Here is a 23,402-nt window from a genome sequence, read left to right on the forward strand (position 1 = left end):
TAAAAAGTGCGGTGGTAACTCTGGGACGTTGGTAAGATTGCCTAAAGTTTGGTGATGGGGTGTTAAATTGGTTTTTTTTTAAGTTCAGGTATCAACTCGCCAGATACACCAGCTAACTCAATTGCATTCCGCGCAATATTAAAAGCAAACTCTACAGGGGAATTTTCATCATATTCGGGATTATAAGCCAGAAGCCCATCGTAAAAACCGACAACAAACTCAATCGCGGCTTTATCCTCGATCGCATCATTCATCCCAATTACATAATTAATCTGTTGGGAAATAGCCTCAGCTTGAACTTCGGAGTAACAAGCATTCAACAGCACACATTCTACTTGTTTAGAAAACTGTCCAAACAACCCAGCTAATGCTTCACCCGTAACTAGCTGTGCTTCTCCCGCTTCATCCTCAAAAGCTAGTCCTTGTATCCCTGCACCATGCCCAGAAAAGTGGATAATATTCGGTCGATAATCCAAAATAGCGCGGCGAATATCCCTCGGACGGACTGCTAAATCATACCGTAAGTCAAAGTTCTCTCGATTTAGCGACCTTTGCAAGCCTTCCTTAATATCACGCAATTCTTGATCGAGGCGCAATCGTGATGTATTGCTAGGATTTGCGGCTAATATCAGAATTTTCTGCGGTTTAACAGTCATTGCCAGGGATGGGAAGGGCTGTTTTTAAGTATACATCTTGGGAAGGGGCATGGGGCATGGGGCATGGGGCATGGGGAAGGGGGAAGGGGGAAGGGGTAATGGGTAATGGGTAATTGGGTGTCGGTAATTTCTTCTTGTCTCCCTCATCTCCCCAGTCCCCAGTCCCCAGAAGTTATTTAATTTTGAATTTTGAATTTTGAATTTTGAATTGATTTGTCCCCAGTCCTCAATTGACAACTATATAAAGGAGAAAGGGGAAAAGCACAAAGAGAAATCACCTTTCTCCTTTAACCTTTCCCCTTTCCCCTATAACCTTACATATTTAGGCGGCGAAGTTATCAGCCGCAAAGTCCCAGTTAATTAATTGATCTAGGTAATTTTTGATAAATGCAGGACGGGCATTTCTGAAGTCGATGTAGTAGGCGTGTTCCCAAACATCTAGGGTTAAAATTGCCTTTTTACCATAGGCGAGAGGGTTCTCGGCATTTGGTGTTTTGATAACTTTTAAAGTACCACCATCATCAACCAACCAAGCCCATCCACTGCCAAACTGAGTTGCAGCAGCGTTAGAGAACTCTTCTTTGAACTTATCGTAGCTACCAAAATCTTTATCAATCTTGTCGGCTAGTGCGCCAGAAGGTTGTCCGCCTCCTGCTGGTTTGAGTGAGTTCCAGAAAAAGGTGTGGTTCCACACTTGAGCCGCGTTGTTAAAGATTCCTGCTTTAGAAGCATCTTTAAAGGAAGTTGTGATTACTTCTTCTAAGGATTTATCAGCAAGTTCTGTACCATCAACTAACTTATTGAGGTTGTCTACATAAGCTTTGTGATGCTTACCATAGTGATACTCAAAAGTCTCACCTTTCATGCCATACGCCTCTAGTGCATTAAAGTCGTAGGGTAGGGGGGGCTGTGTAAATGCCATTGTGTGAAATCCTCTCTTTACCGTTTTCCAGTTTAAAGCTATTCAGATGTTTAGGAAATTACAGCTTTTATGTTGGTAAGTTTGATGCCCTAAATGTTGGCACATAAAACTTAACATGGTAATTTTACTACCAAACTGAAAATTAAAACTATAGATTTTTTGCAATAGGTAAAATCAGCAATCCTTTGGGGAGAAATGCAAAATTCACCAACTCTCTATTAAGGGCACATCTAGAATTGACACGCTAATAGTGGGAGATGGGGCCTGATGCTGCTGGGTGAAAGTCAAGAGTCAAAAGTCAAAAGTCAAAAGTCAAAAGGGCTAGATTAATAGGTGTTTAATGTATTTTCATCTGGTTAGATATTTGTCCTATGCTGCGCTGAATTTCGGTCTAGCCCTTCAGATGGTGGTTATTGCTGGCAAAAAAATATTAGTTGGGTTTTCACCTCAGTTTTAAATAGCCATGTTCAACCATTCTATTTAGCGCCACTTCTAAGGCTAAAAACTTCTAGCCCTGGAAATATTAGTTCAATAATTTAAAATCTATCTTTAGCTAGATGAATTTATCTAGAAATGAATTTATATTCAAACATCACTAAATTTAGTTGCTAGCGACATATTAATTTGCGATCGCAAAATTTTCGCAGACATACATGTCTTCATCAATTGTTGGCTCTATCAGAGCAAGTCGTAGCTAGGATCGTTTTTCCCAGGTTTGTACAGTTTAGTTAAAAATAAGTGCTTGGAGACTGGCGACTAGGTACTGAAGAATAGCGTCTTTCGCAAATTGCTTGGGGTTGAAAACCTAAAATCCCAAAAAATTTTCAATCCCAATTACCATTCCTCAGTTCCCAATCCCCAGCCCCCAATCCCAGGTGAATCAAAGAGATGACAACTGTAATAATCGCTCTTGGCAATAGTCAACAATTTTAGCAGTAACTTCAGATGCGCTAAGTCCATCGGTTTGGATTTCGATAGCATCTGCTGCTTTTTGCAAAGGTGAAACTTTGCGCGTACTATCTTTCCAGTCACGTTCGGCAATGTCCCGTTCTAACTGTTCTAGATTAACTTCCGGCAGATTTTGTTTTTTAAAGTCTTCCTGGCGGCGACGCGCACGTTCAGTTACAGAGGCGGTTAAAAAGATTTTGACTTCTGCATCCGGGAAGACATGAGTTCCAATGTCTCTTCCTTCTGCAACTAAACCACCTCTTTTTCCCCAGCTTTGCTGTTGTTTGACTAAGGCTTTACGTACCGCAGTCTGTGCAGCGATGGCTGAGACTTTAGATGTTACCTCTACAGTGCGAATCACTTGGGTAACATTAGTCCCGTTAATCCAAACCTGTACAGGAGATTGTAAATCTTGGCTAGGAGTCAATTGAATTTCACAAGAACTAGCTAATTCCGCGATCGCACATTCATCATCTATGGCAATACCTTGTTGCAGCACCAACCAAGTAACAGCACGATACATAGATCCGGTATCTAGATACACCAGACCGAGTTTTGCTGCCACTTGCCGCGCCACAGTAGACTTACCTGCGCCGGCTGGGCCGTCAATAGCGATGATGGGTAGGCGATCGCTTAATAAAATATTGTCAATCAACCTTGTAGAACCAAGACGAGCTGCGATCGCGAGCATTCCTTCCTCCTTAACTGTAACTAACGACATCAATGTATTCGGCTCAACCAATTCAATATATTCCACTAAAGCATTAGTGACCATCGCTACTTCTTGGCGAACAGCCGCTATCAGCTCCTCGCTGTTGCGAACCCCCGCGTTGAAAGCAGCTTTAGCCTGCTGCAAGCCACGATATAAAACCGCCGCCTGCTGTTTTTCCGATGCACTCAAATACTGATTGCGAGAACTGAAGGCTAGACCCGACGCTTCGCGCAGCGTGGGACAAGCAACAATTTCTACCGGAAAATTCAAATCAGCTACTAACTGTCGAATAATTGCTAGTTGCTGACCATCCTTTTGGCCAAAGTAGGCTCGGTCAGGTTGTACCAAGTTAAAAAGCTTGGTCACAATCGTGGCCACACCTTGGAAATGACCTAGCCGAGAACCACCGCACAAGCCTGTTATCATAGCAGAAGGAGGGATTACTTGTGTAACCTTCGATTCTTGTATACTCTTCTGCAAAACTCCCATTTCTTCCGGAGTCGGAGCAAAAATTAAGTCAACCCCAGCTTGTTCGCACAGTTGCATATCAAGCTCTAGAGTCCGGGGGTACTTGTTATAGTCTTCATTGGGAGAAAATTGCAGCGGATTGACAAAAATACTAACAATCACCGTAGAATTTTCTTGCCGCGCTCGTTGCATCAAGCTTAAATGACCTTGATGTAACCCTCCCATTGTTGGTACCAAACCGATAGCTGTCCGATCCCAGCTAGACATTTCATCTAGAACCAGATCGTCTGGAACCAAACATTTACTTTCCAAGCGGCGTTGAGTTAAAAAGCAGCTTAAAGCTGCAACTGTTGTCAGCAGGCGCACAAAAAACCCCTAGTTTTTATCGATCCCTCCCCCGTTAGTTTATATCTGAAACTGGGGGAAGATTTGTTCAACTAGGGGAATTTATAGTGATAGCGAATCGAAACGTAAAGAGTAGAGAGTTGAAAGTGGGTAGGAATTTTATAAAAAAGTATTAAGTTTCGAGAATTAGGGATCAAGGCAAAGAGAACAAAGGAACTCTTCAGACTTCAGCCTTAATCCTTCAGCTTTTCTTATCTGCCTAATACTTCAATCTTAACGGGTGCAACACCACTACCCATCATTCCTAAAATCCGCGCCGCACCAGCAGAAAGGTCAATAATTCGACCCCGAATATATGGGCCACGGTCGGTAATAGACACCACTACAGAACGACCATTGCGGGTGTTAGTTACACGTACTCTTGTTCCAAAGGGCAAGCTACGGTGGGCAGCAGTCATGCCTTCGGGATGAAACCTCTTGCCACTAGCAGTGCGGCTGCCAGAGCCATCGTAACCATACCACGAAGCAATGCCACTTAGGGTAATTCGCACTGGGCCAATGGCAACTTGCTGTGGCAGTTTGGGTAATGATAATGGCGAACGATTTGGTAAATTACTAATTTCGCTGATGGGAGATGCATTGCCCATGAGTCTCCGCATCCGGTTGGTGGCTTGCAATGCATCTTGTGCTAAATCATTGGTGGAATTTGCTAGGCGGGTATTTTCATTGATTTCCACCAATTCTTCGCCCTTGATTTTGATCGTATAGCGATCGCCTGATTTTTCCAGATCGGAGGCACCTTTGTTCTGGCTTTGATTGGCAATTTTCCCTTCGCCGCCTCCTTTCCAGCTGACACTAATCTGACTGGCATCTACACCGTCCCGTAGCAGCTGGTTAATCTTTGTTGCTATTACACCAGCTCTTTCTACTGGGTCATCGTGAGTAGCGCTGATTTGGTTACCTACATCCGTCAAATTCCCATTACTTGCCACTTTGATTGTATTGCTAGCAAGAGGGGCGTAACCTTGTACGCCCCCAGGGTTGTCAATGACTCCAACCTTGCTATCACTACTCTGGGCTGATAAAGAACTCAGAAAGGTAATAACAGGAATATTTCGGATAAAAAGGGTTGCCGCCTTACGACCTGCAACGCTGTGAGGATGAATTTCTGTAATCACAGCATCAGAGGTTGGTTTCCCTACTGGGGATTGGTACTCTCCTACTTTGACAACCTCACCAGCAGGTGATGGTTGAGAAGCAAGAGCATCTCCCTTGGTTGTTTGAGTGCGTCCAACTGAGGGCATCCCTAAAACAGTTAGAAACACGGCGACAATAGTCCACAAATGTCTTTGATTCATGCGTCCGATTTTAAAGCGACTGTAGAACAGAGGTTTTACGGTTCGTGGGATTATGCACCAGTAAAAGTGTTGTTCCCTTCAACTCGAACTCGTTCCGCTTTCACTTTTCTGTTTTGTAACTGCAACAGACTAACACGAACCTTTGAGCTTGGGGATCAGGGTTTTAGCGTAAGTCTTGGTAACTTTAGCAAAATTAGATCTTATTTTCAAGGCTCAAAGCTTTCTCAAATGCGGATTTCGGCTATGTAACGTTTTTTTTGATAAGTAAAACTTTTCTTATGAAAAATTAACATTTTCGTGAGTAGAAATTGAGCCAGAACTGCCAAATTTTTCACCCAACATTGCTTATATATGTAGCTTTTCAGCCCTCCTAGATTAACGCAAAACATTAGTAGAAAATATATAACTGATTATTTTAAAATTTGCGAATATATACTTATAAGACTTAATTTAATTTAATTTTATAAATCTTCAGATTGGTTTTGTAACAAGAATTACAGAATAAAAAATATAAACCTCACATTAACTTCATAATAAATTAAAAAGTTATTTTTGTTACATATCTCATGATCAGGATAAATTCATTGTCAGTTAAACAGAAGTTATATAATTAACTTTAGTTTTTAGACCGACTCAGCATAAATACTCTAAAAATATTATTGTATAATATGTGACATACTTATAATTAAGTAATTTCAAAAGAGACTCAAGCCATCAGTAGCCGTCATCAACTACATATATCAGCAGCGATCAACAGGCTTAAAGCATAGGTCACAGGAGATGGTATCGATTTGTTGTTGGGGAAAGGGGAAAGGGTAATGGGTAATGGGTAATTGGTAATGGGTAATGGGTAATTGGTAATAATAATTTCCCCTTTTCTCCCTTTCCCTTTTTCCCCCTTCCCCAATCCCCAATCCCCAATCCCCAATCCCCAATCCCCAATCCCCAATACATGAAAATAAAACCACATTTTTGCCTACAGTAGTTGATTGAGTATGATTTTTTAAAGCAAGCTGTAAGCCTCATGGCACACCAAGGAAGTTTAGAAATAGTCGCATCGCCATTTCCCGATGTTCTTAAGGAATTGCATTCCAAGTACAAGTCGCTGCGAGACGGTCTAGTAGCAAACTACATTCCAGAACTAGCAAAGGTAAATCCTGACTTGTTTAGCATTTGCATTGTGACGGTAGATGGTCAGGTTTATGAAGTTGGCGATTATGAGCAACTATTTACCATTCAGTCGATTTCTAAGGTCTTTGCTTACGGATTGGCCCTTGAGGATCATGGCCGAGATTATGTATTGACTAGGGTTGGTGTAGAACCGACAGGAGATGCATTCAACGCCATTATCCTTGATGAGCAATCCAATCGACCACTAAATCCGATGGTAAATGCAGGTGCGATCGCTACTACTAGTTTAATCAAAGGTGCTGGTGCTACCGAACGCCTTAACCGGATGCTGGATATGTTTAGAAGATACATCGGTCATGATGTATTCGTTGATATTTCTGTATTTACTTCCGAACGTAGCACCGGACATCGCAACCGCGCTATGGCTCATCTCATGCTCAACTTTGGCATGATTGACCAAAATATTGAAGAGTCCTTAGATTTATACTTTCAGCAGTGTGCGGTAATGGTCAATTGCCGTGATTTGGCAGTCATGGCAGCAACTTTAGCCAACAGAGGCATTAACCCTATTACTCAGGAACAGGCAGTAAAAAGTTGTTACATAAAAGACATATTGAGCGTTATGTACACTTGTGGGATGTATAATTTTGCTGGTGAGTGGGCTTATAAAATCGGTATTCCTGCGAAAAGCGGTGTTTGTGGCGGAATCTTGGCTGTTGTTCCCAACCAAATGGGAATTGCGGTCTTTTCGCCACCATTAGATGTGCGAGGTAACAGCGTGCGCGGGGTTAAGGTATGTGAAGAACTTTCCCAGCAACTAGGCTTACATCTATTTGAGTGTTCTGGTAAGGGTTCAAAGTTTGGTGAAACTTTCTGTCCACCACCTGCAACAGCATGATGGTGAATCAACACTGGAAAAGGTAGCATTTACAACCAAGCCAAAATCTCCACCTTCCCAATTTTATGTTCAGGATTAAATATTATGGCTGAAGAAAAGACCTACCTAGAGCTTTCTGAAGCAAATGAAGGCTCCCATAAATTTTATGAAGTCATCATTAAAGATACTGAAGTGACAATACGCTATGGTCGTATTGGCGACTCAGGGCAAACTCAGAAGAAAACTTACCCCACCCCAGACAAAGCTAAAGCCGAAGCCAACAAGAAGATTAAAGAAAAATTGGCGAAAGGTTACGAACCAGCCGTCATGGGTGTGCGTCAAAAGCGTTCGGTGACTCGACGCGCAGTTACTAGTACCACCTCAACAGCACAACAAGCGCCAATCCTGTGGAAATTCAACTCAAATTCTGCAGCCTTTGGCATCTTTATTGACGGTAATCGTTGCTGGGTGGGTAATCAAGCAGGTCAAGTTTTTGCGTTGAATCATCAAGGTCAAGTTATCAACCAGTTTAAGCTGCCTGATGGAGTGAAATGTTTAGTGGCTGATGATATCTGGATTTATGCTGGCTGCGATGATGGCAACGTCTACGACCTGACAGGGAAGTTACCAAGGGTTGCCTATAATATTGATGAAAATGTCGATATTTTTTGGCTCGATATTAACAATGGCTTGTTAGTCGTTTCCGATGCTAACGGTGGTGTCACGACAATCGATCATGAAGATGAATCACAATGGACGCGTTTAAGTCAAGGTCAATCTGGCTGGATGGTGCGTTGTGATGAAGCTGGTGTCTATCACGGTCACTCTCAAGGTGTGACCATGTATGATAATCAAGAAGGTCGGATGCTTTGGCATCAACAAACAGGTGGTGCTGTATTATTCGGTTGGCAAGAAACATCAGCCGTTTACGCTGGTGCAAGTGACCAAAAAATTTACTGTTTTAGCAAGCAAGGTAAAGCTGGCCCAGTTTACAAGTGCGACGCATCTGTTTATTCTTGCGCTACAGCAGCAGATGGTAAGTATGTGTTTGCTGGTGATAACAGTTCATCCATCTACTGTTTCAATGAATCGGGGGAACGCCTGTGGAAGCTTTCTACTGGCTGTGCTTCAGCTTTATCGATGCAGTTTTTTGAGAACCACATCTATATAGTTACCACCGATGGTTCTCTAGCTTGTATAGATGCTAGTGAAGCTGCGATTCAAGCTGCTCAAGCAGGTACAATTCCCCAAGCAGCTATTATTAAAGCACCAAAAGGAGAAGGCGCAGCACCTTCTGCGGTTGTCGAAACTACAACCGATACCAGCCAAGGCGTAATTGTTGAGTGCTACAAAGAGGGAAATAAATTGAGAGTCCGCGTTGTCTCGCCAGGGTACAAACCCAATTGGAAAGTACAATTCCCTAAAGATATTCGCCAAGAAGGACAGCGTTATCTTGTAGAAGAAATCCGCGAGTCAGCTAGTGGTGGCTTCTACCGTGCGTTCGGTGATATTAAAAAGTTAATCTAAGTCTGTCAACAGTCAACAATTAACAGCCATGATTACTAGTTATGCAATTTAAACGTGCATTAGCTTAGACAATCTCTTTGTTGTTGGGAAAGATTTTTCGCCAGTAAAGCTACATCTTCCTGGGGTAGCGAGGATGTGCTATAAAATGACAGTTTGTGCTTTCGGGAAGTGTAGTCATAAAAAATGGCAAATCTATCAGACTTTACAGGTAGCTTACCCCGATGGAAGATACTACCAGTGGCAGCAAAGACTACTGTACCAGCTGGGCCTAGACAAGATTTATAGTTAGCAGGTGATATTATTTGTTGCATAGTTTGATCTTGAATATAGCCATGATGATATTTAAGTAATTGAGTTACTGATTCTGTTACAGATATGGGGAGATATTGAAAAGGCCCGTTATCTTCATCCATATCATGTAAATAAACAATAATTTTCAGTACTTTTTTATCTTCTTTATCTATATGCCATAGCCTAGATTTTTGCTCTATTTGGTTGGCAATATCTCTACGAAAATATGCTCCATGATAGGCTACTGGTAAGCTCAGATAATTCTCTACTATATTAATTAAACGTTGTTCTACTCCCCAAATAAAAATCTCTGGATGTGCCATAATTTGTTGGGAAGTTGCATGAACAACGAATTCATTGTGATTATCTGTAAGCATTGGTGGGATTTCATGCATCAGGTTTTCTGCTGCTTGAAACATCTTAGAACTCGATGATATTCCCAAATCTGCTAATGAAGTAATTACGACTCCTTCAGTATTTAGAGTTTCAACTATACTTTGGTCAGTCGCAGAGATTAGCGGTAAATTTGCAATATGCATTTTCACTAATTTTTGATACTCAATCTCTGCCTGATGCTGCAAAAATGGCAGATTATAGATATTTCTGAGAAATTTATTTTGTACCTTTTGAAACATGGTACTCATATATTTTTAGCAAGCTTAATATGTAAGCAAGATGATGATTTGGTTATGTATTGTATGTACCTTTTTCTGGGTTTGTCCAAGTATTTATCTCTGAATTCACAGAAAGTTTATAATAGCTTTATAAATTATTTTTACTAATTAGTATTAGTGGTATAGCTTAAAAATAAATTAAAGTTAGATATCTAACAATGAATATTTCCGTATCTGGAGAAATATAGGATTATCATTAGCTTTCAAATAACTTCTCAGTAAATTAAATTAAACAATGATAATACTTATCCCTCAGCATATCTTATCTCCTAAGATATGGTTAACCATAATTGGATAAATTTAAACACTACCTTTAGTTAGATATTCAGATATTAATTGAGTCGGGTTTCATAAAATTTAGCCACTTGGAATAAGATATCAGCGTTTTATCATGGCAAATTGATAATATTAAGTTCTCATGTAAAATAAATTTCTAATTAAATTAACAATCACGCATCAATTAATAAAAATTCTTTTATAAAGAAATATAAACTGCTAATTACGCTAAACCTAGAAATCAAGATACTATCTAAGCAAAGCTCGAAATCTCAGTAATCGTTATTGTGGCTGCAAAATTGTCCATGAGCGAATTTTGCAGAGCCTGAGGAGGCATAAATCATGCATAAACAGTGGAAGTGCGATCGCTAATTTAGCCCTAAGCTTATCCATTCGCCTCCAAGCTTAAACTTTTAGCTTTTTTGTCAACTACCTAAAGATGGAAAAAATGGCTGATAAGTTTAGCCTTTAGCTAGTTGTTAAATTCAAGCGATCAATAAAAAATAGTAAATATCAAAATGATGTGCTTTTTCGTCAATAAATACTAGACTTATGCTGCTGAAAAATGATGTAATTAAGCTTTTTCAAGTTAGTCAGATAACTTCAATACCTGCTTTGTAGTTTCCAGACTGAGTTACTTAACCTAAATAAATTTAAGAATTTGTACTAATTCTCTTTATTTGGGAAACATCGCCAGATACTCTGAGCAGTCTTACTATTGCTGAGTTTGATCTGTGGTTCTAGAAAAGCTCAACTCTCATCACACAGTTAAATTTGCCTCTATCTGGCAAGCATTTAAAAATACATTAATGAAATGTAATGGTAGGTGGTTATAGAAAATTTATTATTTAACATTTCGCACTCGTAGTTTTAGCTCATAGGCAAAACCCAGCATCATCTCAAGATGTGTTTCCACTTCATTTCGCGTACAGCACTTTGCAAGATTCAATCAGGGAATTGAGAGAGAAACGACTCTACTTGTTTTTGGAGGATATTTTCATGTTTAATTGGTTCCGTGCATCAGTAAAAAGCAGCTTCCTCGCTTTGGGGATGATCGCTGCTACATTAACTCCTATTGTCATTTCTATACCTGCTTCGGCTCAAGATACTTTTCCATCAACAGGTAAGACAACATCAGGTACTACAGCACCAGCTACTACAGCACAAGCAACAACAAACTTGTCTGATGTTAGTTCAGATTACTGGGCGACTCCATTTATTCAAGCCCTAGCGCAAAGAAACGTAATTGCAGGGTTTCCTGATGGTACTTTTAAGCCAAATCAGGCTGTGACTCGGGCTCAATTTGCAGCCATGATTCAAAAAGCCTTTAATCAGAACTCAGTTCGGCAATTACCTGCTGGTGGATTTTCTGACGTTCCCGCTAACTTTTGGGCAGCAGATGCGATTCGGGAAGCCTACGAAACAGGCTTTATGTCAGGTTATCCAGGAAATGTATTTTTACCCAATCAACAAATTCCTCGGGTACAGGCGATCGTTGCGATTACAAGTGGTTTAGGTTTAACTAGTAACGATAATGCATCTAATGTATTGAACACTTACTATTCAGATGCTGCAGGAATTCCCAGTTATGCCGTCAATAGTGTGGCAGCTGCAACACAAGCCAATATTGTAGTTAACTATCCAGAAGTTAAACAACTTAATCCACAACAATCTCTGACTCGTGCTGAAGCAGCAGCAATTTTGTATCAAGCTTTAGTTAGACAAGGACAAGCACAACCTATAGCTAGCAACCTTCCCGCTGCTAGCTATATTGTTGCAGGTAGTACTACTACCACTCCCCAACCTGGTGGGACTGATATTGTTTCCTTAGCTGCATCTAGCAGTTCTTTTACCACACTAACTTCTTTGTTAAAGACAGCAGGTTTAGCTGATACTTTACAACAAGCAGGCCCATATACAGTTTTTGCTCCTACAGATCAAGCATTTGCAGCTTTACCACCTGGGACTTTACAGCAATTACAGCAACCAGAAAATAGAGAAACATTGATTAAGCTGTTAAGATACCACGTCCTTCCCGGTCAATTAACCTCTAGCCAGCTATCAACTGGTCAAGTTAAGACTATTGAAAATGACCCTGTAAATGTTCAAGTTGATGCTGCCAACAATCAAATTGCGGTGAATGGTGCAAGAGTTATCCAGGCAAATGTCCAAGCTAGCAATGGTGTAATCCATGCGATTAACCAAGTTTTAATTCCACCTAATCTGACTGGTCAGCAGCCAGGTGGCACGAATGGGGGAACGACTGGCGGAACGACTGGTGGTGTAACACCTGGTAGAAGCACCCTGGGTGGCCCTAGCTATATAGGTGTTGCTGGTAACATTGGGTTGACAGGTACTAATGCTCTCAGCGTTGGTAACTTCTCAGTAATTAGTAAACTCGGTCTGACACGTAATATCTCAGTTAGACCATCAGCGATATTTGGGGATAATACCTTAGTGTTAGTTCCCGTAACCTTAGATTTCAGACCACAAGCAGAACCAGTTACAGGACAGCAACGGTTCCCCATCGCTCCTTTTATAGGTGCTGGTGTAGCTATCGATACCTCAGGTGATACTGATATCGCTCCTCTGGTCACTGGTGGTATAGATGTTCCTTTAGGTTCTCGATTTACAGCCACAGGTTCTGTGAATGCAGCCTTTTTTGATGACACAAGTGTTGGTTTAACATTAGGCGTTGGTTACAACTTCTAGTATTAATTGAAAATAAGTTATGCCTGATGTGAAATAGAAACCCCTATTATTCCATCAGGGTTGATAAATTGCCTCAAAACTTAGTTTTGGGGCAATTTATCATATTGCAAAGGTGTAAATTATACATTTGGAAATAATAACCCGACATTTGGGTAGGGAACATCCAAAATCTATCTGCATATCCAATATCTTACTGGTGCCGTTCCCATACAATTACAGATTGTTGTAACGGAATCATTTCCATTCAAATAATGTTGGTGACACATCAATATATTCTAGAGGACAAGGCATTGGCTTGCCCCTACGATGTGTCGCATTCTTTTTTCAATTTGTATTAGCTAAAAAGCTAGAGAAGTTAATATAATACCAATTCAAATAATGTTGGCGACAGATAAATCCTTTGTAAGGGCACGGCATCCGCAATCTTTTGGCATATCAAATATCTGACTGGTGCTGTGCCCCTACCCATCTGTTGCGTTCTTTTTTTTAAATGGTAGAAAAAATATTCTTTTTCCTGCTGTATTCTGCCTCGAAACTAATTAATTTGTAACTTCTGTAATTTTAAAATGCTGTATTTGTACATCATGGCTATGGGAATCTGCTGTAAGTGATTTCCTCAGTCACTGTATTTTGATGAGATTTTAAGCTGAGAAATGGGAATTTTAAGATGAGAAACTATCAACAAAGACTAAATAACCACTCAGCATTTTATGTAGGAAACTATGAAAATTAGTCACAAATTAATTTTGGGTTTTGTGGGGATTGCAACTCTTACAGGAGCCATTGGTGCGATCGCAGTTGAGCAGCAATCCCAGGCGGCTAAATATCTGGCTCGACAGGAAGCTGAAGAAGTAGCGATGCTACTGGGGTATTTCGCGAATCATGAGTTGGAAGTGCAAAAACCGCGATCGCCTATGGAAATGTTAGCCAAGTTGCAAAATCATGTTTTAGCGCTACACAACCAACGCCAACGTGATATAGAAATTGTAGACCGCAATAAAATTATTTTGGCAGATGTAATTCCTGAAGATATCGGCAAAAAATTGGATCACGATCACAATAATGAAGTTGGTCAAACTATTCAAGATGGGAAAGCCAGAGCTTATATTGAAATTAGTGATGAGTATCCCCAAGGAATTTATTTAATTGCTGTGCCTTTTAAAAATAGTCAGGGTGCAACTATTGGTGCTGTAATTTTGGAATATACGCCACTCTACAAAGCAGCAATGGCAACAGCACAAAAAAGTATTTTAGCAACATCAATTATCACTTTGGTATGTGGTTTACTAGCATTAATAGCAGGTTCACTAATTGCTAATCATATCTCTAAACCAATTCAAAAACTTCAAAAAGCTGTTTTGAATTTGGCTGCAGGTAAACTAGATACTAGAGTTACTATGAATTGCCAAGATGAAATTGGTGAGTTAGCTATCGCCTTCAATAAAATGGCTAAGGATCTGCAAAGTTCTCGCTGGGAATTGTTGAATACTAACGAGCAATTGCGCGATGAAATTTCCGAACGTCAGCAAAAAGCAACAGAACTTCAAGCAGCTCTAAAAAATCTGCAAAATCTGCAAAAAACGCAAGCTCAATTAATTCAATCTGCAAAGATGTCTAGTCTGGGACAATTAGTAGCAGGTATTGCTCACGAAATTAATAATCCAGTTAGCTTTATTCACGGCAATTTAACTCACGTAGAAAAATATGCTGAAAGCTTGATTAATCTTATAGAACTCTACCAACAACATTATCCCAATCCGGTGGCAGAAATTCAGGCGGAAGCTGAGAATTTGGAACTGGAATTTTTGCAGGAAGACTTACCCAAGACTGTTGATTCCATGAAAATAGGAACTTGTCGGATTCGGGAGATTGTGCGATCGCTTCGCAATTTCTCACACATAGATGAAGCTGAATATAAGGTTGTAAATATCCATGAGGGGATAGATAGCACTTTGTTAATTTTGCAACATCGCCTCCAAGCTAAAGCAGGTTTACCAGCTATTGAGATAATTCGAGAATACGGTAATTTGCCTATGGTGGAATGCTATGCTGGACAACTCAACCAAGTTTTGATGAATCTGTTAGCAAATGCCATTGATGCTTTAGAAGAAGCGAATAGCAAACGCACCACTCAACAGCTAAAAGATAATCCTAACCGCATTACCATTCGCACATCTATCATCGATTCCCAGTGGGTACAAATTGCGATCGCAGACAATGGTATCGGTATACCAGAAACAGCGCGCCACAATCTGTTTAATCCTTTTTTCACAACTAAGCCAGTGAACAAAGGTACTGGAATGGGATTGTCTATCAGTTACCAAATCATTACAGAAACACATGGTGGCAAACTAGAGTATGTCTCTACTCCAGGTGAAGTAACTGAGTTTATCATTCAGATTCCCACTCACCAAAAAGTTCTGGCAACAGTTTAAATTTGTAGGAATAGTTTTGAGGAGGCAATCAATAGCAAAATTTTCAATTTACCTATTGGGTATGTAGAAACACTGACCGATTGTCGTAGCAATTTTATTTATATATTAACTGGATATTTTGTAACTAATAATACATTTTCAAATGTATATTTGCAAAGTGTAGATAAAACTTATATAAAAAGATTAAGAAAATACAAATATTTTAAAGCTTATATTGAATGTTGCTAAGTTTACCAGTTAGAGGCTGAAAAACGGGAATTTTACTATATGAGGCTGTTTCCAACACTGGATTGGCCTCTCAGCACTATTGGGTATGTAGCAAGAGATGAAAATTAGTCACAAATTAATTTTGGGGTTTCTGGGGATTGCATCTCTTACAGGAGGAATTGGTGCGATCGCAGTTCATCAGCAATCACAAACAGCTAAGTATCTTGCTCGACAAGAAGCTGAAGAAGTAGCCATGCTACTGGGATATTTTACAAATCATGAGTTGGAAGAGGGAAAATCACAATCGCAATCTGAAGTTTTATCTCGGTTGCAAAATCATGTTTTGGCGCTACACAAGCAGCGTCAACGCGATTTAGAAATCGTAGACCGAAATAAGATAATTCTGGCAGATATAGTTACTGAAGACATCGGCACAAAATTAGAGCACGATCAAAATAATGAAGTTGGTAAAACTATTCAAGATGGTATAACTAGAACTTATATTGAAACTAGTCCTGAATATCCACAAGGAATTTCTTTAATTGCTGTTCCCTTTAAAACAAATCAAGGTGAAACTATTGGTGCAGTCATTTTGGAATATACACCACTTTACCAAGCAGCAATGGCAGCAGCACAAAAAAGCATTGTGGCAACATCAATCATTAGTTTAGTGTGTGGTGTGCTGGCGTTAATAGCAGGTTTCCTCATCTCTAAAAACATTTCCAACCCCATTAAACAACTCCAGCAAGCTGTTTTAAATCTGACTGAAGGCAAATTAGATACTAGAGTAACTATTCATTCCCAAGATGAAATTGGCGAGTTAGCTACATCGTTCAACAATATGGCTAACGATTTGCAAAAGTCTCGTTATGAGTTACTTGATGCTAACGAGCAATTGCAAAATGAGATTACTGAACGCCAACAAGCAGAAGGCGAACTTCAGGAAACTCTACAAAATCTGCAAAAAACCCAAGCTCAATTAATTCAATCGGAAAAAATATCTAGTCTTGGTCAATTAGTAGCAGGTATTGCCCACGAAATTAATAACCCTGTCAACTTTATTCACGGCAATTTGACCTACATAAAAGAATATGTTGAAAGCCTAATCGACTTTGTACAACTATACCAAAAGCATTACCCCAACCCAGTTATAGAAATTCAAGCTGAAGCCGAGAACATTGAACTGGAATTTTTGCAAGAAGACTTATGGAAAATTTTAGATTCAATGAATATGGGAACATCTCGGATTAGAGAGATTGTGCGATCGCTTCGCAATTTCTCCCGTATGGATGAAGCTGAATATAAAGCTGTGGATATCCACGAGGGGATAGACAGCACTTTGTTAATCTTGCACCATCGTCTGCAAGCTAAAGGCAATTTACCAGAGATTGAAGTAATTCGAGAATATGGTAATTTACCTTTGATTGAATGTTATGCAGGACAACTCAACCAGGTATTTATGAATATTTTGGTAAATGCAATTGATGCTGTAGAAGAAGCCAATACCAAGCGTAGTAATCAACAAATAAAAGACAATCCCAGCCGCATTACTATTCGCACATCCCTGATAAATTCACATTGGGTAAAAATTGCGATCGCGGATACTGGCACAGGTATACCAGAAACAGCGCGTCACAATTTATTTAACCCTTTTTTTACAACTAAACCAGTGAATAAAGGTACTGGGATGGGATTGTCTATCAGTTACCAAATCATCACAGAAAAACATTGTGGCAAATTAGAGTATGTCTCTACTCTAGGTGAAGGAACTGAGTTTATCATTCAGATTCCCATTCGGCAGACAGTGATAGCAGCAGTGTAAACTGTCAACCAATTTCACCCCAAACCTAAGTAATTTTGCAGTGCTTGACGCATCACATCTACAGGTACAGTTTCTTGCTGCAACCAGAGTTTTAAGGCTGCTGCACCTTGTTGCACCAGCATTTCTAAGCCATCAATGGCGATCGCACCTTGTTGTTGGGCGAGTTGGAGAAATTGCGTTGGTTTAGGTATATATATCAAATCGTAGGCGATCGCATTTGCTGGTAAATCAGCTATTTCTGTCGCACTCACAGGCGATTCATCTACTTTGGGATACATCCCAATTGGTGTGGTATTAACTAACAAATTAGCTTGGGGAATTAGTTTCGTTAACTTATCCCATGTATGCACTTGCAAATTTGCACTGACTAAGGAATCAGCCCAACTATCATAAAATTCTGCTAATCGCTGTTGATTGCGCCCTACAACATGAATTTCGGCAAAACCTAGCTGCTGACAACCTGCAACCACCGCCCGCGCTGCGCCACCATTACCTAAAATTACAGCTGCTTTCTGACTCCAATCTTGCTGATATGTAGTTTGCAAAGGGGAGATAAAGCCTTCAATATCTGTGTTTGTACCTACCCATTGGTTATTTTGACGACTCACAGTATTAACTGCGCCAATGGCTTGGGCAATAGGAGTAATTTCTGCCAATAGGGGCATAATTGCCTGTTTGTGAGGAATTGTCACACTAAAACCCACAACCCCAACAGCCGCAAAACCTGCGATCGCATCTGCTAAATTTTCTGGTGCGATGGGAAAGGGTAGATAAACAAAATCTAATCCCAATTTGGCGATCGCAGCATTATGCATCACTGGTGACAGCGAGTGTTCCACCGGATGTCCAATTACCCCAAGAAGTTTAGTTTTTCCTGTAATATGCAACATATTCTAGCCGTCAGAGATAGGCTTCGCTTGTGTAGACGCAGACTTCTAATCTTGACATAAATTGGGGGATTGGGGACTGGGGACTGGGGACTGGGGACTGGGTAATTGGTAATTGGTAATTGGTAATTGGGTGTTTGTCATTAATTATTTCTCCCCCTGCTCCCTGCTCCCTGCCCCCCTGCCTTCTCATTCAATTAAAATACCTCGACTTCATGCTGGGGACTTTAACGTTGGTGTGGAATGAGTGCAGAATTTCCATGAGGATATTTTGGCTACTGCGTTCTGGTTCATTCTTGCGCGGGTGGCGTTGGATGTAAGAACCGTCTGATTGCAGTTCCCAAGCTTGGCGATTGTCTGCCAGCATAATTTCTAAAATGTCTTGTAAGGTTTGGGAAATTTTGGCATCTTCAATTGGTGTGACGGCTTCTACACGCCGATCTAAATTGCGGGGCATCCAATCGGCGCTGCCGATGTATACTTCATCTTGTCCATCATTGTAGAAATGGAAGATGCGCGAATGTTCTAAAAAGCGACCGATAATGCTAATAACCCGGATATTCTCGCTGATTTCTGGTAAACCTGGACGCAAGCAGCAAGTACCACGCACAATTAAGTCAATTTGTACCCCGGCGGCTGAGGCGGCGTAGAGAGTAGTAATAATTTGCGGATCAACTAGTGCATTCATTTTGGCAATGATTCGCCCGGGTTTGCCGTTTTGACAATGTTCAATTTCCCGCCGAATCAATTCAATCATGCGATCGCGCATACTAATTGGTGATACTAGCAGCTTGCGGTAAGAATGCTGATGGGCATAGCCTGTTAAATAATTGAATAAGTCAGTTAAATCTGCACCTAAGTCTTTGCGACAACTAAATAGTCCTAAATCGGTGTATAACTTCGCTGTTTTGGGGTTATAGTTACCAGTGCCGATATGCACATAGCGAGAAATCTTGTCCCCTTCCCGACGCACTACTAAGGCAATTTTGGTGTGAGTTTTTAATCCCACTAAGCCATAGACAACATGAACCCCAGACTTTTCTAATCTCTGTGCCCAAGTAATATTATTTTCTTCATCAAAACGGGCTTTTAATTCTACTAACACCACAACTTGTTTACCACTTTCCGCCGCAGCCATTAAAGAGTGGAAAATTTGCGAATCGCCAGAAGAACGATAAAGTGTCATTTTAATGGCTAATACATGGGCATCGCGGGCAGCTTGGGCGATAAACTCTTCTACAGAGGCGCTAAAGGATTCGTAGGGATGATGTACTAATAAATCATGTTGTTGAATGATTGAGAAAATATTTTCTCTACCTTCACTTTTCTGTGATTTCTCTATAGCAGTGGATTGATTGAAGGCACGTAATTTTGTAGGAATTACAGGTGTCCAAGGTGGATCTTTAAGTTCGGGTAACGGTAAAGCCATGAAGGACATTAAATCCTTCAAATTCAATAGCCCATCGATTTCATAAATGTCACCTTCTGTTAATTCTAATTCTGGGAATAACATTTGGCGCATCGACTGAGGCATGGATTTTTGAATTTCTAGCCTGACTCCACAACCGCGAAATTGTCGCCCACGTAATTCTTGCTGAATGGCTAAGAGTAAATCATCAGCTTCCTCTTCTGCTACTGCTAAATCCGCCTTCCGAGTCAGGCGAAACTGATGATATTCGTTGACAATCATGTCTGGAAATAAGGCTTCTAAGTTGTGCGCCACTACCTGTTCAATGGGCACACCTATCCAATGATTTGGTATGTCATTTTGCGCTTGTAGATCATGAGGTAATTCAATAAATCGCGGCAGAATATCGGGGACTTTGACTCTGGCAAATTTTTCTTTTTTAGAAACTGGATCTGTCACCACCACTGCCAAATTCAGGCTGAGATTTGCAATCAGGGGGAAGGGATGGCTGGGATCTACGGCTAAGGGTGTCAGCACTGGAAAAATTTGCCGTTGAAACAAATCTTGCAGGTAAGCGCGCTGTTCTAAGGTGATATCTGTGTAATTGAGCAGATGAATACCTTCTTGTGCCATTTCTGTTCGCAACACCTTCTCAAAGTACTCGTGTTGCTGGATTACCATCGGACGGAGAATTTGTGCGATCGCATCTAATTGTTCTTGAGGAGTCCGTCCATCGGGAGTGCGTTTACTTACCTGCGCTTGGACTTGTTCTTTAAGAATTGCCACGCGCACCATAAAATATTCATCTAAATTGGAACTAAAGATAGAGATAAACTTCAGTTTTTCTAATAATGGTGTCCGCCGATCCAATGCCTCATGTAAAACCCGCCGATTGAATTCCAACCAACTAAGTTCACGATTAAAGTAATACTGTGAATCACTTATTTTAATCACTTTGTTTATCGGTTTGGCTTGGGTCATATCCATTTTTCATTTATTTACAGAAAATTCAATGGAACACAAATACCGATACTCTATTTAGATTAATGAGATAAAATGGCTACCTATTCTGTTGCTTTACAGGACATTTTATCTTAGTCAATTAATTAAACTTCCATTAGATTAAATAATTTACATGAGTTTTATTAAGGTTACTTTAAGGCAACTAATTTACTATGTAATCTAGATAAGATACAAAGTAAATATATTATGAACATCCTTCCTTGGTAAGGTATTTAGGGAAAGGTCAGATTATTTCTCTTCAACATAGCTCGTTAATTGCCTTGGCAATAATCATCTGCTTCACCTTAATGAAATTCCAGAAAAAATCGATGATTTTTTACTTTCTTACTAAAGTAATTTTGCTTAATTACTTTTTAACTTAACATCACCCCATAGCTTCTTATTTATAAGTTAACAAAAGATTAATTTTGAGTTAAGAAAGCTTTAATACTAAAATTTGGGTTAGTAATGTAAGGTTTTTAACCACATAAAATTTTATGCGGTTAAAATAATTTTTATTTGATACATGAGAAAATTAAAAATCCTCAGTCTATTGCTTTATTGAAGAAATTTACTGAGTTTATTATGGCTAAAAGTAATACTAAATAAAAATTTTAACCTAATTATTACTTAATCATTAATAGTAGTTCCACTAGTATTAAATTTCACATTTGATAGTTACAGGATTCTGCTTTGATTGCTGAAATCTACGTAGGGTGGAATGGTACTTATACCAAATCAAATAATGTTTGCGACATATCAATATATTCTAGAGGGCAAGGCATTGCCCATACGTGTCAACTTAACGTGCAACCTGCTTGGTTGAAAGGTTTCGCCCTCACCCCCAGCCCCTCTCCCACCAGGAGAGGGGAGCAAGAGATTCAATTCCCCTTCTCCCTGAGGGAGAAGAGGGCGCGAGGTATTTGTACAACGCGCGCCCTATATAGCTTTTAACTTAAGTTGACACGTATGGGCAGTGCCTTGCCCCTACAATCTGTCGCATTCTTTTTTCAAATTGGCATTACTTAAGCAAAAGTTGCTGCTCAGATACCCGACTTTTTGAAAAAGTCGGGTATCTAAATCTCGCTAAGGGATTTTCAAGAAATAAATTATTCCATCTTGTGGGGCGGGCATCTTGCCCGCCACATAAACTGGGCGGACAAGATGTCCACCCCACAATAAATAATGGGATATTTTTTATTTGGAAGTCTCTTAATATAAGTTTTCTTGCCTACTGCAAAGTATTGTTGTGTATCTACACCTGTAAGCTAGTTATCTAAAAAACTGTGATTGTTTTCTCAAAAGCTGCTTTTGCTTTCTCAAAAGCAGCTTTTACTTTCTCTCAAGCTGCTTTTGCTTATTCAATTCGGTATATTCAGCAAGCAAAAGCAGATATTGCTTTCTCTCAAGCTGCTTTTGTTTATTCAATTCGGTATATTCAGCAAGCAAAAGTAGATATTGCTTTCTCTCAAGCCGCGTTTACTTATTCAATTCGGTATATTTAGCAAGCAAAAGCAGATATTGCTTTCTCACAAGCTGCTTTTGCTTTCTCCTTTGCGTAATTCCCTCAAAAATATCATTATGACTATGTAACTAAATTTTTTGGCTTTTCAAGTTACAAGTAATTTGTTATACTATGCCCTAATCGACACAGAACCTTGAAAACTGAATATCAAGTTTCCTGTTGAAAACAATAGTGTTTATTTTAACTATTGACACTTAAATTTTTCGCGGGGGTAGGCTAATCTCTGAAACCCTGATACTTTCGTTGACCCCCGCGAAAAGCTTGCTGGGTATGAGTTTGAAGTACCTCAAACTATGTCTGATTGTCAATAATTTATGCTTGTTGACAAGCAAATTAGACCCCCCGCGAAAATGGGTATCTCTAACCCTTTCTGGGTAAAGCTTCCAAAAGGGTAGGGTTTTCAAATCATTACCCCTAACGGGGATGGAAACATAGCTTGCAAATCAACTAGTTCTGTATTCAACAATGGTTTTCAAATCATTACCCCTAACGGGGATGGAAACGGTTATGAGCCATGTAAAAGCTGCCATGTTTTGCCAGAGTTTTCAAATCATTACCCCTAACGGGGATGGAAACCAACTTAGTCTGCCCCAACCTTCGCCTGCTGATATAAGTTTTCAAATCATTACCCCTAACGGGGATGGAAACCTGTCACTTGGACAGTTGATGTAGAATTTCATTTTTTTGGTTTTCAAATCATTACCCCTAACGGGGATGGAAACCTACTTGGAAAAACCATAGTATCCATGCAATGATAAGTTTTCAAATCATTACCCCTAACGGGGATGGAAACAAAGCTTGCTTGCGCTACTACACCTTCCATTACTGGTTTTCAAATCATTACCCCTAACGGGGATGGAAACCACTAAGTTTTTCAAGTCATCGGTTGTACCGTGAAAACAGTTTTCAAATCATTACCCCTAACGGGGATGGAAACCTAAAATTCTTTCCCTTTCTATTTGGGCATCCCTTAAAGTTTTCAAATCATTACCCCTAACGGGGATGGAAACTTGATTTCAAACTTTCAATCAAATTTTCAAAAACATTTAGTTTTCAAATCATTACCCCTAACGGGGATGGAAACAAAAGTGTTTAGCCTGTCAGAAAACATAGCTTCCAAAAGGTTTTCAAATCATTACCCCTAACGGGGATTAAAACAGCCATGAAAAACTCAGCAAATATTTGACGGTGCGTTACGCTGGCGCGATAACACACCCTA

The 23,402-nt window shown here is 40.0% G+C and carries 13 protein-coding genes and 1 CRISPR repeat array; of the genes, 6 read left to right on the forward strand and 7 right to left on the reverse strand.

Annotated elements, in window-relative coordinates:
• Nucleotides 1-62 precede the first annotated feature (62 nt).
• The 4 genes from AACU25_RS17615 to AACU25_RS17630 all read right to left on the reverse strand — a co-directional run bounded on the left by AACU25_RS17615 (nt 63) and on the right by AACU25_RS17630 (nt 5,409).
• Nucleotides 63-656: a CHAT domain-containing protein gene (locus AACU25_RS17615; RefSeq protein ID WP_096577755.1), complete on the reverse strand. Its 594-nt coding sequence runs from the start codon at nt 654-656 to the stop codon at nt 63-65.
• 322 nt (nt 657-978) lie between these two features.
• Nucleotides 979-1,578, reverse strand: a complete 600-nt coding sequence (sodB, locus tag AACU25_RS17620) for a superoxide dismutase [Fe] (RefSeq protein WP_045870760.1) — start codon at nt 1,576-1,578, stop codon at nt 979-981.
• An 880-nt stretch (nt 1,579-2,458) separates the two neighbouring features.
• Nucleotides 2,459-4,072, reverse strand: coding sequence for a bifunctional pantoate--beta-alanine ligase/(d)CMP kinase (locus AACU25_RS17625; protein WP_096577757.1), 1,614 nt, complete (start codon nt 4,070-4,072; stop codon nt 2,459-2,461).
• A gap of 230 nt (nt 4,073-4,302) precedes the next feature.
• Nucleotides 4,303-5,409 (reverse strand): septal ring lytic transglycosylase RlpA family protein, encoded by a 1,107-nt coding sequence (locus AACU25_RS17630; protein WP_096577759.1) that lies wholly within the window; start codon nt 5,407-5,409, stop codon nt 4,303-4,305.
• Between the two features lie 1,024 nt (nt 5,410-6,433).
• Here AACU25_RS17630 and glsA point away from each other — a divergent pair.
• Nucleotides 6,434-7,438 (forward strand): glutaminase A, encoded by a 1,005-nt coding sequence (gene glsA, locus AACU25_RS17635; RefSeq protein WP_096577763.1) that lies wholly within the window; start codon nt 6,434-6,436, stop codon nt 7,436-7,438.
• An 84-nt stretch (nt 7,439-7,522) separates the two neighbouring features.
• Nucleotides 7,523-8,944 carry a WGR domain-containing protein gene (locus AACU25_RS17640; RefSeq protein WP_096577765.1) on the forward strand — a complete coding sequence of 474 codons (1,422 nt, stop codon included), beginning with the start codon at nt 7,523-7,525 and terminating at the stop codon, nt 8,942-8,944.
• A gap of 59 nt (nt 8,945-9,003) precedes the next feature.
• Here the strand turns inward: AACU25_RS17640 and AACU25_RS17645 are convergent, their stop codons facing one another.
• Nucleotides 9,004-9,879 carry a phytanoyl-CoA dioxygenase family protein gene (locus AACU25_RS17645; protein WP_096577767.1) on the reverse strand — a complete coding sequence of 292 codons (876 nt, stop codon included), beginning with the start codon at nt 9,877-9,879 and terminating at the stop codon, nt 9,004-9,006.
• A gap of 1,305 nt (nt 9,880-11,184) precedes the next feature.
• Here AACU25_RS17645 and AACU25_RS17650 point away from each other — a divergent pair.
• From AACU25_RS17650 to AACU25_RS17660, 3 genes are all read left to right on the forward strand, one after another.
• On the forward strand, nt 11,185-12,897 hold the full coding sequence (locus tag AACU25_RS17650) for a fasciclin domain-containing protein (RefSeq protein ID WP_096577769.1): 1,713 nt from the start codon (nt 11,185-11,187) through the stop codon (nt 12,895-12,897).
• A 722-nt stretch (nt 12,898-13,619) separates the two neighbouring features.
• Entirely contained in the window at nt 13,620-15,332 is a 1,713-nt protein-coding gene (locus tag AACU25_RS17655) for an ATP-binding protein (RefSeq protein WP_096577771.1), read from the forward strand.
• Between the two features lie 325 nt (nt 15,333-15,657).
• Entirely contained in the window at nt 15,658-17,361 is a 1,704-nt protein-coding gene (locus AACU25_RS17660) for an ATP-binding protein (protein ID WP_096577773.1), read from the forward strand.
• A 14-nt stretch (nt 17,362-17,375) separates the two neighbouring features.
• Here AACU25_RS17660 and AACU25_RS17665 read toward each other — a convergent pair whose 3' ends face one another.
• Both AACU25_RS17665 and ppk1 read right to left on the reverse strand, forming a co-directional pair.
• Nucleotides 17,376-18,251 carry a shikimate dehydrogenase gene (locus AACU25_RS17665; RefSeq protein ID WP_096577775.1) on the reverse strand — a complete coding sequence of 292 codons (876 nt, stop codon included), beginning with the start codon at nt 18,249-18,251 and terminating at the stop codon, nt 17,376-17,378.
• Between the two features lie 190 nt (nt 18,252-18,441).
• Nucleotides 18,442-20,637 carry a polyphosphate kinase 1 gene (gene ppk1, locus AACU25_RS17670; RefSeq protein WP_096577777.1) on the reverse strand — a complete coding sequence of 732 codons (2,196 nt, stop codon included), beginning with the start codon at nt 20,635-20,637 and terminating at the stop codon, nt 18,442-18,444.
• Between the two features lie 1,307 nt (nt 20,638-21,944).
• On the opposite strand from ppk1, the gene AACU25_RS17675 reads away from it, so the two are divergent.
• On the forward strand, nt 21,945-22,163 hold the full coding sequence (locus AACU25_RS17675; RefSeq protein ID WP_190445966.1) for a hypothetical protein: 219 nt from the start codon (nt 21,945-21,947) through the stop codon (nt 22,161-22,163).
• A gap of 416 nt (nt 22,164-22,579) precedes the next feature.
• Nucleotides 22,580-23,341: a CRISPR direct-repeat array (repeat unit 35 nt; unit sequence GTTTTCAAATCATTACCCCTAACGGGGATGGAAAC).
• Nucleotides 23,342-23,402: the final 61 nt, after the last annotated feature.

Source organism: Tolypothrix tenuis PCC 7101, assembly GCF_963874875.1.
Lineage (GTDB): Bacteria > Cyanobacteriota > Cyanobacteriia > Cyanobacteriales > Nostocaceae > Aulosira > Aulosira tenue.